Source organism: Terrabacter sp. 2YAF2 (assembly GCF_052114705.1).
GTDB lineage: Bacteria > Actinomycetota > Actinomycetes > Actinomycetales > Dermatophilaceae > Terrabacter.
This window is the reverse complement of the sequence record NZ_JBFRFG010000002.1, coordinates 120,389-132,932: the sequence shown is the minus strand read 5'-3', so window position 1 is coordinate 132,932 and position 12,544 is coordinate 120,389. Positions and strand designations below refer to the sequence as shown.

Below are 12,544 nucleotides of genomic sequence, written 5' to 3'. Positions count from 1 at the left end.
CGTGAACCCGACCCACCTGACCGTGCCCGACCTCGTGCCGCTGCCCGTGCTCCTGCCGCTGCTCGGGGCCGCACTCACGCTCGCCTTCCGCCGGTCGCCGCGCCTGCAGCGCGGTGTCAGCATCGCCGTGCTCGCCGCGGTCGTCGTCGTGGCCGGCGTCCTCGTCTGGCAGACCGACGCGAACAGCCCGCAGGTGCTGTGGCTCGGCGCGTGGCAGGAGCCCCTCGGCATCTCGCTCGTCGCCGACCGCCTCAGTGCCCTCATGCTGCTCGTCTCGGCCATCGTCACCCTCCTCGTGCTCGTCTTCGCCATCGGCCAGGGCCAGGCCGACAGCGACGACGAGACCGAGAGCGAGACGCCGCTGACGATCTTCCACCCGACCTACCTCGTGCTCGCGGCGGGCGTCTCCAACGCGTTCCTCGCGGGTGACCTCTTCAACCTCTTCGTCGGCTTCGAGATCCTGCTCTTCAGCTCCTACGTCCTCATCACGCTCGGCGGGGCCGCAGCGCGCATCCACGCCGGCACGACCTACGTCGTCGTGAGCCTCCTCAGCTCCGCGCTCTTCCTCGTCGGCATCGCCGCGGTGTATGCCGCAACGGGCACCGTCAACCTCGCCCAGCTCGCGATCCGTGTCGGCGACCTCGCCCCCAGCGTGGCGCTCGTGCTCCAGCTCTCGCTGCTCACGGCATTCGCCATCAAGGCCGCCATCTTCCCGATGTCGGCGTGGCTGCCCGACAGCTACCCGACGGCCCCGGCCCCGGTCACGGCGGTCTTCGCTGGGCTGCTGACGAAGGTCGGCGTCTACGCGATCATCCGCACCCAGACCCTCCTCTTCCCCGACTCACCGCTGCAGGGCCTGCTCATGTGGGCGGCGCTGCTGACGATGGTGATCGGCATCCTCGGGGCGGTGTCGCAGTCGGGCCTCAAGAGGATCCTGTCGTTCACCCTCGTCAGCCACATCGGCTACATGATCTTCGGCATCGCCATCGCGACGCCGCAGGGCACGGCCGGCGCCATCTTCTACGTCGCGCACCACATCACGATCCAGACCGCGCTCTTCCTCATCACCGGCCTCGTCGAGCGACTGGCCGGCACGACGTCGCTCGACCGGCTGGGCGGCCTGGCCGTCGCCTCCCCCTTGCTCGCGACGCTCTTCTTCGTCTCGGCCATGAACCTCTCGGGCATCCCGCCGCTGTCGGGCTTCCTCGCCAAGATCGGCCTGCTCGACGCAGGCATCGAGCTCGGCACGCCGCTCGCGTGGCTGCTCGTCGTCGGCGGCATCGTCACGAGCCTCCTGACGCTCTACGCCCTGACCAAGGTGTGGAGCCAGGCGTTCTGGCGCCCGCGGGCCGACGCCCCGCGATCCACCGCGACGGCCGCGGCCCGTGCGGACGGCGCTCTCGGCCTCGCGCCGGAGACGGACCCCGCGGGCGACGTCCTCGTCGACACGGCCCCCCGGCCCCTCCCCCGCACGATGCTCGGGGCCACGGCCGCCATGACGCTGGTCGGGCTGCTCATCACCGTCGTCGCCGGCCCGCTCTTCGCCTACACCCAGCGCGCCGCCGCCGACCTCACGAGCCGCGACCCCTACATCACGAGCGTCCTGCCCGTGGAGGTCCGCCGATGACCGACACCCGGACGTCCACCGCCGCCCGCGGGCCCGAGACCCCGCACCGACGACGCCGCGTGCTCCAGCCGCGGGCCGTCGCGGCGGTCGCCCTCGCCTGGGTGCTGCTCTGGGACCGCCTCACGTGGGGCAACGTCGTCAACGGCGTCCTCGTCGGGCTCCTCGTGACGTATGCGTTCCCGCTGCCATCCATCGAGTTCACCGGGCGGCTGCGCCCGCACCGGGTGCTGCTCCTCATAGGGCACTTCCTCGTCGACCTCGTCGGCGCCTCGTGGCAGGTCATGCGACTGGCCTTCGGCCGTCGTCGCCCGCGGAACGCCGTCATCGAGGTGCAGCTGCGCTCACGCTCCGACTTCTACCTCACGATCACCGCCGAGCTCGTCGCCCTCGTGCCGGGTTCGGTCGTCATCGACGCGCGGCGCTCCACGTCGGTGCTCTACCTGCACCTGCTCGACGTCGAGCGCGAGGGCCGGATCGAGGCCCAGCGCGCCCACGTCCTCGCGGTCGAGCGACGGGTCGTGCGGGCCCTCGGCTCGCGCGCTGAGATCGCCGCGCTCGAGAACGCCGCGCTCGAGAACGCCCCGCTCGGGAGGGACGGCAACGACACCGACGACCCCATCGGGGAGGCCCGCCCATGACCGTCGTCCTCGGCATCTCGCTCGCCATGCTCGGCGTCGCAGCGGCGCTCGTCCTCGTCCGCCTCTTCATCGGACCGAGCAACCTCGACCGCATCGTCGCCGCCGAGATCCTGCTCGTCATCGTCATCGCCGGCGTCGCGCTCGAGTCGGCGCGGCAGCGCACGACGACCTACCTCCCGCTGCTCATGATCCTGGGGCTCGTCGGCTTCGTCGGCGGCGTCGCGGTCACCCGGTTCCTGTCCCGCGACTCCGACGAGCCCGAGGGCGTCGTCCGCGAGCAGCCCGAGCCGCGCGAGCCGCGGGGCGAGAGGGAGCAGTCATGACGTGGACCTCGCTGCTCGACGTCGCCGGGGCCGTGTCGCTCCTGCTCGGGTCGTTCCTCTGCCTGGCGGGTGCCGTCGGCCTCATCCGCTTCCCCGACACGCTGTCGCGGCTGCACGCCGCGACCAAGCCGCAGACCCTCGGCCTCATCCTCATCCTCACCGGCCTCGCCCTGACGCTGCGCACGTGGGCGGCCGTCACGACCCTCGTCCTGCTCGCCGCGACCCAGTTCTTCACCTCGCCCGTGTCGGCGCACCTCGTCGGTCGAGCGGCCTACCGCAACCGGCGCGTCGACACCGCGACGCTCGAGGTCGACGAGCTGTCCGACGCCCTCGACCGCGCGGGCGAGGACCGAGCGCACTGACGCCAACGCGGCCACACGGCATACGCCCCAACGGGTTTGACCTCGAGTCGGATTGAGCTCCTACGGTCGGGCCGTGACCCGGACCGAAAATGGAATGAGGCGCGTCCTCGCCGAACGTACGATGAACCAAGTGATCTCGCTGCCCCACGCCGACCCCGGCACGCCCGACCTGACGAGCCCGACGGCATACCTCCGGTGGGTCGGCAACGGTCAGCGGCGCACCCTCGCCATCGCCATCGCCTTCGGCATCGTGTGGCTCGTCAGCCAGGCGCTCTTCCCCGCCGCGATGGGCAAGGCGATCGACCAGGGCATCATTGGCGGCGACGCAGGTGCCCTGGTGCTGTGGTGCGGCATCCTCATCGGACTCGTCGTCCTCAGCGCCCTGTCCGGCGCGATGCGTCACAAGTACGCCGTCGCCAACTGGATGCAGGGGGCGTTCCGCTCGGCACAGCTCATCGGCCACAAGGCCGCCGACACCGGCGAGGCCCTGACCCGGGCCGTCCCGACCGGCGACGTCGTCGCCACGGTCAGCTCCGACGCGATGCGGATCGGCGGACTCTACGACGTCGCAGCGCGATTCGCCGGTGCGGTCGTGTCCTACGTCGTCGTCGCGCTCATCCTGCTGAACGCCTCGACACCGCTCGGGCTCGTCGTCCTCATCGGCGTGCCGGTGCTCGTCGCCTGCCTCACCTTCATCGTCCGCCCGCTCCAGGCCCGCCAGCTCGCCCAGCGCGAGGAGTCCGGCACCCTCATCGGGCTCGGTGCCGACACCGTCGCCGGCCTGCGGGTGCTGCGGGGCATCGGCGGCGAGCAGACCTTCCTGCGCCGGTATGCCGTCCAGTCGCAGTCCGTGCGCCAGGTGGGCAACCGGGTCGCCGGCTACCAGGCGGCGCTCGACGCCGCCCAGGTCCTGCTCCCCGGCATCTTCGTCCTCGTCGTCGTGTGGCTCGGCGCGCGGTTCGCCATCGACGGCCAGATCACCGCCGGACAGCTCGTCGCGTTCTACGGCTACACGGCCTTCCTCGTCATCCCGCTGCGCACGGCGACGGAGATGGTCGACCGGGCGACGCGCGCACACATCGGCGCTCGCAAGCTGACGACGATCCTGCGCGTCGAGCCGGACGACGCCGAGACTCCGGACGCGCAGCCGCTGCCGCCCGGCCCGGCCCCGCTCCACGACCCGCGCAGCGGCGTCACGATCGAGCCGGGTCGCCTCACCGTCGTGGTGTCGGCGCGTCCCGAGGAGACCGCGGCGCTGGCCGACCGGCTCGGCCGCTTCGGAGCCGGGGAGACCGACGTGCGGCTCGACGGGACGCGCCTCGCCGACGCCTCCCTGGCGGAGGTCCGTCGCCGGATCGTCGTCTCCGAGACCGACCCCCGGCTCTTCACCGGCACCCTGCGCGCCGAGCTCGACCCGTGGGGCGACCACGACGACGCCTCGATCCTCGAGGCTCTCTCGGTCGCGAGCGGCGACGACGTGCTCGAGGCGCTGCCCGGCGGGCTCGACAACGAGGTCGAGGAGCGCGGCCGGGCCTTCTCCGGCGGCCAGCGCCAGCGCCTCGCCCTGACCCGGGCGCTCCTCACCGGGGCCGACACGCTCGTGCTCGTCGAGCCGACGAGCGCCGTCGACGCGCACACCGAGGCCCGCATCGCCCAACGACTCACCACGGCTCGGGCCGGTCGCACCACGGTCGTCATGTCCGCGAGCCCGCTCCTGCTCGACCAGGCCGACCACGTCGTCTTCCTGCGCGACGGCTCGGTCGCCGCGAGCGGCACCCACAGTCGGCTCATGGCCGACGACCCCGACTACCGACGCACCGTCGTCCGAGGAGAGGAGGACTGATGTCGCAGACCACCCAGACGCCCCCGTCGCCGGCCCGGTCGCTGCCCGTGGCCGACATGGCCTCGGTCAAGGACCACACCCGCGGCCTCGTCCGACGCCACCGCGGGAGCATCCTCGTCGTCATCGCGCTGCACGCGGTCGCCGCCGTGGCTGCCCTCGTCGCGCCACGCGTCATCGGCCTGCTCGTCGACGAGATCAGCCACGGCCGCTCGCTCGCCGTCGTCAACCGCCTCGCGCTCTGGATCGCCGGAGCCGTCGTCGTGCAGACCGTCGTCACGTGGTTCGCGCGTCGGGCCTCGTTCGTCATGGGCGAGACGATCTTCGCCGAGCTGCGCGAGGAGTTCATGGAGCGCGTCGTCGAGCTGCCGCTCTCGACCGTCGAGCGCGCCGGCACGGGTGATCTCGTCGCCCGCACGACGAACGACGTCGAAGCGCTCTCGCGCGTCATCCGGTTCGGCATCCCCTCGATCTTCCTCGGGGCGGTCACGACGACGATCACCGTCGTCGCGGCCTTCCTCACCGAGTGGCAGGTCGCCCTGGCGATCGTCGTGGGCGTGCCCATCCTCGTGCTGTCGACGCGCCGCTACCTGCGCCACGCGCCCGAGGGCTACCTCCGCGAACGAGCCACGTATGCCGTGCTCAACGGTGTCGTCACCGAGTCGGCCGACGGCGGCCGCACCATCGACGCGCTGGGCCTCGGCAGCCGTCGCCGGCGCCGCATGGACGACGCCCTGCGCGACTGCTACGACGCCGAGCTCTACACGCTGGGACTGCGCCTGCGGTGGTTCCCGTCCGTCGAGTTCGCCTTCTTCGCGCCCGTTGCCGTCACCCTGCTCTGGGGCGGATTCCTCATCTCGCGCGACGTCGCGACAGCCGGCACCGTCACCGCCGTGGCGCTCTACGTGCAGCAGATGGCCGGCCCGCTCGACGAGCTCATCTCCTGGCTCGACGAGATCCAGATCGGCGCGACCAGCCTGGCCCGGGTCATCGGCATCGCCGACGTCCCGGCCGACCGCACCGCGAGCGGGGCGGAGCCTGAGGACGACCACCTCGAGGTCATGGACGTCCACTACTCCTACCGCGCGGGTCGCGACGTGCTGCGCGGCGTCTCGCTCGACCTGCAGCCCGGTGAGCGCCTCGCCATCGTCGGGCCGTCGGGTGCCGGCAAGTCGACACTGGGCCGGCTCATGGCCGGCATCGACGGTCCGCGCGAGGGACGCGTCGAGGTCGGCGGGGTGCGACTCGTCGACCTCGAGCTCGCCCAGCTGCGCGGCCAGGTCGCGCTCGTGACGCAGGAGCACCACGTCTTCGTCGGGACGCTCGAGGACAACCTGCGCCTGGCCCGGCCCGAGGCCTCGCGCGAGCAGCTGCTCGACGCGCTGGCCGCCGTGGACGCGCGAGGCTGGGCCCTGGAGCTGCCCGACGGGCTCGACACCCTCGTCGGGTCCGGCGGCCACCGGCTCACCGAGCCGCAGGCGCAGCAGCTCGCGCTCGCGCGGCTCGTCCTCGCCGACCCGCACACACTGGTCCTCGACGAGGCGACCTCGCTGCTCGACCCGCGCGCCGCCCGACACCTCGAGCGGTCACTCGCCGCCGTCGTCGAGGGACGCACCGTCGTCGCCATCGCGCATCGGCTCATGACGGCGCACGACGCCGACCGGGTCTGCGTCGTCGAGGACGGCCGGATCAGCGAGATCGGTTCGCACGAGGAGCTGCTCGAGGCCGACGGCGCCTATGCCGCGCTCTGGCGCTCGTGGCGCGACGAGCCCCAGCCGGCCCGCTGAGCCGACCTCCGGCACCAGCCCTGGCTTCGGCAAAGGATCGACAGGACCCGTAACCCGCCTCCTGCCACCTCGTTGTCAGCGCGGTGCCGGGCGGTTTCTCGACCGGTTGCTCGCCCGCACCGCCGGGTGGGGCCGTCTCTGAGGGGTGACGGCCTCACCCTCTTTCGTCCTCACGGCGGCCGCCGGGCGGTGCTGGCCCGGCTGCCGCCCCGACGGCTCCCCGCCCCGTCACAGGCTCCGTGCCTACCGTCGGGACATGCACGGGCTTACCCGTCTCCTGACCGTTGCCGCGGCGTGCGCCGCGCTCGCGGGCTGCAGTGCGTCGCCGACCGCAGCTCCGACCGGTACCAGCGCGTCCACCGCGCCGGCGGCGAGCTCGGCCGCGAGCTCGGCCGCGAGCTCCACGAGGACGACACCATCTGCCCCGGCCCGACCCGCCCCGGCGCCTCGGCCACCGGCCACCCCGCGACAGACCCTGCCGACCCGGGATGCCGGTCCGGCGCCGTCCTCGTACCGCACCACCGTGGTGCACCGCGGCAGCGACCACCCCGACGACCTCGTCCTCGACGCGTCGGGGGCCCTGCTCTACAGCGACTACACGAACGGGACGATCAGCAGGTTGCGCGCGGACGGCACGGGCGCCGTCATCCACCGGGGCCTCGACGGGCCGGAGGGCCTGGTGCTCCTCGCGGACGGGTCGCTCGTCGTCGCCGAGGAGAACACGAACCGGGTGCTCGCCTACGCCCCGGGGGCCGCGGCCCCGCACGTCCTGACGACACTGCCCGGCCAGCCGGTGAAGGCCACCTGCCACGGGGGCGTCGACGGGATCGCCTGGGACGCAACCACGCACACCCTCGTCGTGCCCGACCCCGTCACCGGCACCATCTACCGGATGAGCCCGGACGGCTCGAACCGCACTGCGCTGTCGAGCGGTTTCGTGCATCCCGTGGGCGCAGCGGTCGGGCCCGACGGCGCCGTCTACGTCGCCGACGAGTGCGGCGGCGACGTGTGGCGCCTCGGCGCGGGAGGCAGCCACACCCGGGTCGCGCGCGCCAGCATGCCCGATGACCTCGCGCTCGACGGCCACGGCAACCTGCTCGTGACGGACGTCCGGCACACCAACCACGACGTGCGCCGGTGGCCGCTCGCCGGAGGCAGCTCCACCGTTCTGGCCCGCGCCGGACTCGTCGAGCCACAGGGCCTGCTCGTCGACGCGGCGGGACGCATCTACGTCTCGGACGACCAGACCGACGTCATCCTGCTCCTGACGCCCACATCCTGAAGATCTCCCAGCCCCGGTACCGGTCGCTGCCGTGTGCAGTGGGCGGGGTCCTGACCCCACCGCCTGCACACGGCGCGCTGCCCCGGAGGCGGCAGCAACGGGTCAGGCGTCGACGAGCCGGTAGGCCTCCCCCTGGGCCGGCCGCCGATCCGCCTCACCGCGGGCCGGCCACAGCGCGACCGCCCGCTCGGCCTGCGCCGTGATGGTCAGGCTCGGGTTGACGCCGAGGTTGGCCGAAACGGCGGATCCGTCCAGCACGTGCAGGCCGGGATAGCCCCACACGCGCTGGTAGGGGTCGATGACGCCGTGGTCGGGCGAGTCGGAGATGACCGCGCCGCCGAGGAAGTGAGCCGTCATCGGGATGTCGAAGACCTCGCCGATCGACGACCCGGGCCAGGCGCGCTCGCCGGTCGTGCCCTCGAGACGCTGCGCCATCGCCCGCACCGCAACGTTGCCCTCGGGGATGTATGTCGGGTTCGGCTCGCCGTGGCCCTGCGTCGACGTCAGGTGCCACCCGAGCAGGCCGCGCCGGCGCCGCACCCTGATCGAGTTGTCGCTCGTCTGCATGACGAGGGCGATGACGGTGCGCTCGCTCCAGCGCCGGGTCGACAGCGACCGGGCGAAGACGAGCGGGTGGCGGGCAGCCGTGCCGGCGAAACGCACCCACCGGGGTGTGCCGCCGCCGCCGTCGACCTGCATGACGGCGAGCGCCCCCATGAGGTTGGAGCCCTTGCCGTAGCGGCAGTTCTCGACGTGTGTCGTGTCCGAGACGTGGAAGCTCGACGTGATGGCGACCCCCTTCGTCAGGTCGACGCCCTCGGGCACCCGGGCCGTCATGGCCCCACCCAGAGCCTCGGAGTTGGTCCTCGTCAGCTCACCGAGCGAGTCCGACAGGCGCGGCAGCCCCTGCCCCTCGGGCTCGGCCTTCATCGCCTGCAGCAGCTGGGCCGTGCCCCAGGCCCCCGCCGCGACGACCACCTGCGCGGCGGTCACGGTGCGCTCACCCGCCCGGCGCCGACCCCACGAGCCGCTGCGGACGGTCGTGACGGCATACCCCTGCTCCGGCGCAGCCGGATCGAGCGGCCGCACGCGCGTCACGGTGCGGAGCGGCTCGATGACGACGCCCCGGCGCTCGGCGAGCGCGAGGTAGTTCTTGACCAACGTGTTCTTGGCACCGACCCGGCAGCCGACCATGCAGTTGCCGCACTCGGTGCAGCCCGTGCGCGCAGGCCCCTGACCGCCGAAGTAGGGGTCGGGCACCCGCTTGCCCGGCTCACCGAAGAAGACGCCGACCGGCGTCTTGCGGAAGCTCGCGCCCACACCCAGGTCCGCCGCGGTGTCACGCATCAGCTGCTCGACGGGGCCCTCGCACGGGTTGACGGTGACGCCGAGCATCCGCTGGGCCGTCGCGTAGTGCGGGGCGAGCTCGGCCTGCCAGTCGGTGATGTGCGCCCACTGGCCGTCGCGGAAGAAGGGGGTCGGGGGGACGTAGAGGGTGTTGGCGTAGTTGAGCGACCCGCCACCGACGCCCGCGCCGGCGAGGACGAGGCAGTCCGGCAGCCGGTGGATGCGCTGGACGCCGAAGAGCCCGAGCTTGGGCGCCCAGAGGTAGCGTCGCACGTCCCAGCTGGTCCGCGCGAAGTCCTCGTCCTCGAAGCGGCGCCCCGCCTCGTAGACGTGGACGCGGTAGCCCTTCTCGGCGAGGCGCAGCGCGGCGACGGACCCGCCGAAGCCGGACCCGATGACGACGACGTCGTGGTCGAACTCCATGGGCTCACCCTAGGGAGCGGCGGGACCGCAGGCTACCGTCAGTAACCTTCGCCACACCCGGGCGCGGCGTCAGTTGCCGAGGTAGGGCGAGACGACGACCTCGACCCGCTGGAACTCCTTGACGTCGGAGTAGCCGGTCGTGGCCATCGCCCGCTTGAGCGCGCCGATGACGTTGGTCGTGCCGTCGGCCTGCCGGCCCGGGCCGAAGAGGATCTCCTGGAGCGAGGCCTGCGCGCCGAGGGCGATGCGCTCACCGCGGGGCAGCTGCGGGTGGTGCGCCTCGGGACCCCAGTGGTAGCCACCCCCGGGGGCGTCGGCCGCCCGCGCCAGGGCCGCCCCGAGCATGACCGCGTCGGCGCCGCACGCGACGGCCTTGACGATGTCGCCCGAGGTGCCGACGCCGCCGTCGGCGATGACGTGGACGTAGCGGCCACCGGACTCGTCGAGGTAGTCGCGGCGGGCCGCGGCGACGTCGGCGACGGCCGAGGCCATCGGCGCGTGGATGCCGAGCGCGGTCCGCGTCGTGTGCGCGGCGCCGCCGCCGAAACCGACGAGGACGCCGGCGGCACCGGTGCGCATGAGGTGCAGCGCCGCCGTGTACGACGCGGCGCCGCCGACGATGACGGGCACGTCGAGCTCGTAGATGAACCGCTTGAGGTTGAGCGGCTCGGCGCGGCCCGACACGTGCTCGGCCGAGACCGTCGTGCCGCGGATGACGAAGAGGTCGACGCCGGCGTCGACGACGGTCTTCCAGTGCTGCTGGGTGCGCTGCGGGGACAGGGCGCCCGCGACCGTGACCCCGGCCTCACGCAGCTGGCGCAGGCGCTCGGTGATGAGCTCGGGCTTGATCGGCTCGGCGTAGATCTGCTGCATCCGGGCCGTCGCGGCGTCGGGGTCGATCTCGGCGATCTCCTGCAGCTGCGCGGTCGGGTCCTCGTAGCGGGTCCACAGCCCCTCGAGGTCGAGGACGGGCAGGGCGCCGAGCTTGCCGAGGACGATCGCGCTCTCGGGCGAGACGACGGAGTCCATCGGCGCGGCCATGACCGGGATGTCGAAGTGGTAGGCGTCGATCTGCCACGAGACCGAGACCTCCTCCGGGTCGCGCGTGCGCCGCGAGGGCACGACGGCGATGTCGTCGAAGGAGTAGGCGCGCCGTCCGCGCTTGCCTCGGCCAATCTCGATCTCGGTCACCGGCCGATCCTAACCGTCGGGGGCTCACGGCCGCTGACGGCCTGCGCCCCCGACCACCCCCGACAACCCGCGCCACCGTCGGGGGCTCACGGCCGCTGACGGCCTGCGCCCCCGACCACCCCCGAGAACCCGCGGCCTCCCGAGGACGTTGCCGTCCCGCGGGGCCCGCGGGACGGCATACGTGGTGGTCGGGCTGAGTCAGCCGACGGTGTAGTTGGGGGCCTCCACGATGCCCTGCACGTCGTGCGGGTGGCTCTCCTTGAGCGAGGCCGACGTGATGCGGACGAACTGGCCCTTGTCCTGCAGCTCCGGGATGGAGCGGGCGCCGACGTAGAACATCGACTGGCGCAGACCACCCAGCATCTGGTGGGCGACGGCCGACAGCGGGCCACGGTAGGCGACCCGGCCCTCGATGCCCTCGGGGACGATCATGTCGTCGGACTCGACCTCGGCCTGGAAGTAGCGGTCCTTGGAGTAGGACTTCTTGCCGCGCGAGCTCATCGCCCCCAGCGAGCCCATCCCGCGGTAGCTCTTGAACTGCTTGCCCGCGACGAAGATGAGGTCGCCGGGGCTCTCCTCGCACCCGGCGAGCAGGGAGCCCACCATGACCGAGTCGGCGCCGGCGACGATGGCCTTGGCGATATCGCCGGAGTACTGCAGGCCGCCGTCGGCGATGACCGGCACGCCGGCCGGCTTGCAGGCCTGCGCGGCCGCATGGACGGCCGTGATCTGTGGCGCGCCCACGCCGGTGACGATGCGTGTCGTGCAGATGGAGCCGGGACCCACACCGACCTTGACGGCGTCGGCGCCGGCGTCGACGAACGCCTGAGCGCCCTCACGCGTCGCGACGTTGCCGCCGATGACCTGGACGTGGCGCGTCGCGGGGTCGCTCTTGAGCCGCTGGACCATCTCGATGAGCAGGCGCACGTGCCCGTGGGCGGTGTCGGCGACGAGCACGTCGACCCCGGCCTCGATGAGGGTCGTCGCCCGCTCCCACGAGTCGCCGAAGTAGCCGATCGCTGCGCCGACCATGAGGCGGCCGTCGGCGTCGTTGCTCGCGTCGGGGAACTGCTCGCCCTTGACGAAGTCCTTGACGGTGATGAGGCCGGCGAGGTGGCCCTCGGCGTCGACGATGGGCAGGCGCTCACGCTTGTGCTGGCGAAGCAGGGCCGTCGCCTGGTCGCGGCTGATGCCGACGTGACCGGTGATGAGCGGCATCGGCGTCATGACGTCGCGCACGAGCGTCGTGGCCCACTCCGCGACCGGCGTGAAGCGCAGGTCACGGTTGGTCACCATGCCGATGAGCTTCTTGTCGTCGCCGATGACCGGCAGGCCCGAGACGCGGTACTCGCCGCAGATGGCGTCGAGCTCCTCCAGGGTGCGGTCCGGGCCGATGGTGATCGGGTTGGAGATCATCCCGGTCTGGGTCCGCTTCACGAGGTCGACCTGGTAGGCCTGGTCCTGGATCGAGAGGTTGCGGTGGAGCACCCCGAGGCCGCCCTGGCGGGCCATCGCGATCGCCATCCGGGCCTCCGTGACGGTGTCCATGGCCGCGGAGACCAGGGGCGAGCGGATCGACAGCTCGCGCGTGAGGCGCGTGGTGGTGTCGATGTCGTTGGGGGCGAGGTCGCTGTAGCCCGGCAGGAGGAGCACGTCGTCGTAGGTCAGGCCCATCGGGGCGAAAGCAGCGGGCACATCAGACGATCCGAGGCTCATTGCCCGAT

General features: G+C 72.6%; 10 protein-coding genes. 7 read left to right on the top strand and 3 right to left on the bottom strand.

Going from position 1 to position 12,544, the window contains the following annotated elements; translation table 11 throughout:
* The first annotated feature begins 1 nt into the window (after position 1).
* The 7 genes from AB4030_RS03575 (at position 2) to AB4030_RS03545 (ending at position 7,859) form a co-directional block, all read left to right on the top strand.
* Positions 2-1,627, top strand: coding sequence for a Na+/H+ antiporter subunit D (locus tag AB4030_RS03575; protein WP_442277809.1), 1,626 nt, complete (start codon positions 2-4; stop codon positions 1,625-1,627).
* Positions 1,624-2,265, top strand: coding sequence for a Na+/H+ antiporter subunit E (locus tag AB4030_RS03570; protein ID WP_442277808.1), 642 nt, complete (start codon positions 1,624-1,626; stop codon positions 2,263-2,265). Before AB4030_RS03575 ends, AB4030_RS03570 begins: the two co-directional genes overlap by 4 nt.
* Complete coding sequence (locus tag AB4030_RS03565) at positions 2,262-2,588, top strand: monovalent cation/H+ antiporter complex subunit F (RefSeq protein ID WP_442277807.1); 327 nt, start codon at positions 2,262-2,264, stop codon at positions 2,586-2,588. The genes AB4030_RS03570 and AB4030_RS03565 overlap by 4 nt, the downstream gene beginning before the upstream one ends.
* Complete coding sequence (gene mnhG, locus AB4030_RS03560; RefSeq protein ID WP_442277806.1) at positions 2,585-2,950, top strand: monovalent cation/H(+) antiporter subunit G; 366 nt, start codon at positions 2,585-2,587, stop codon at positions 2,948-2,950. Before AB4030_RS03565 ends, mnhG begins: the two co-directional genes overlap by 4 nt.
* 130 nt (positions 2,951-3,080) lie before the next feature.
* Positions 3,081-4,793, top strand: a complete 1,713-nt coding sequence (locus AB4030_RS03555; protein ID WP_442277805.1) for an ABC transporter ATP-binding protein — start codon at positions 3,081-3,083, stop codon at positions 4,791-4,793.
* Entirely contained in the window at positions 4,793-6,577 is a 1,785-nt protein-coding gene (locus AB4030_RS03550; RefSeq protein WP_442277804.1) for an ABC transporter ATP-binding protein, read from the top strand. Before AB4030_RS03555 ends, AB4030_RS03550 begins: the two co-directional genes overlap by 1 nt.
* A gap of 256 nt (positions 6,578-6,833) precedes the next feature.
* Positions 6,834-7,859, top strand: coding sequence for an SMP-30/gluconolactonase/LRE family protein (locus AB4030_RS03545; protein WP_442277803.1), 1,026 nt, complete (start codon positions 6,834-6,836; stop codon positions 7,857-7,859).
* A 102-nt stretch (positions 7,860-7,961) separates the two neighbouring features.
* Here the strand turns inward: AB4030_RS03545 and AB4030_RS03540 are convergent, their stop codons facing one another.
* The 3 genes from AB4030_RS03540 to guaB form a co-directional block, all read right to left on the bottom strand.
* The gene (locus AB4030_RS03540; protein WP_442277802.1) at positions 7,962-9,629 is read right to left on the bottom strand and encodes a GMC oxidoreductase; all 1,668 of its coding nucleotides are present in this window, start codon (positions 9,627-9,629) and stop codon (positions 7,962-7,964) included.
* A gap of 69 nt (positions 9,630-9,698) precedes the next feature.
* On the bottom strand, positions 9,699-10,820 hold the full coding sequence (locus AB4030_RS03535; RefSeq protein WP_442277801.1) for a GuaB3 family IMP dehydrogenase-related protein: 1,122 nt from the start codon (positions 10,818-10,820) through the stop codon (positions 9,699-9,701).
* A gap of 198 nt (positions 10,821-11,018) precedes the next feature.
* Entirely contained in the window at positions 11,019-12,536 is a 1,518-nt protein-coding gene (guaB, locus tag AB4030_RS03530) for an IMP dehydrogenase (protein WP_442277800.1), read from the bottom strand.
* Between the last annotated feature and the right edge of the window lie 8 nt (positions 12,537-12,544).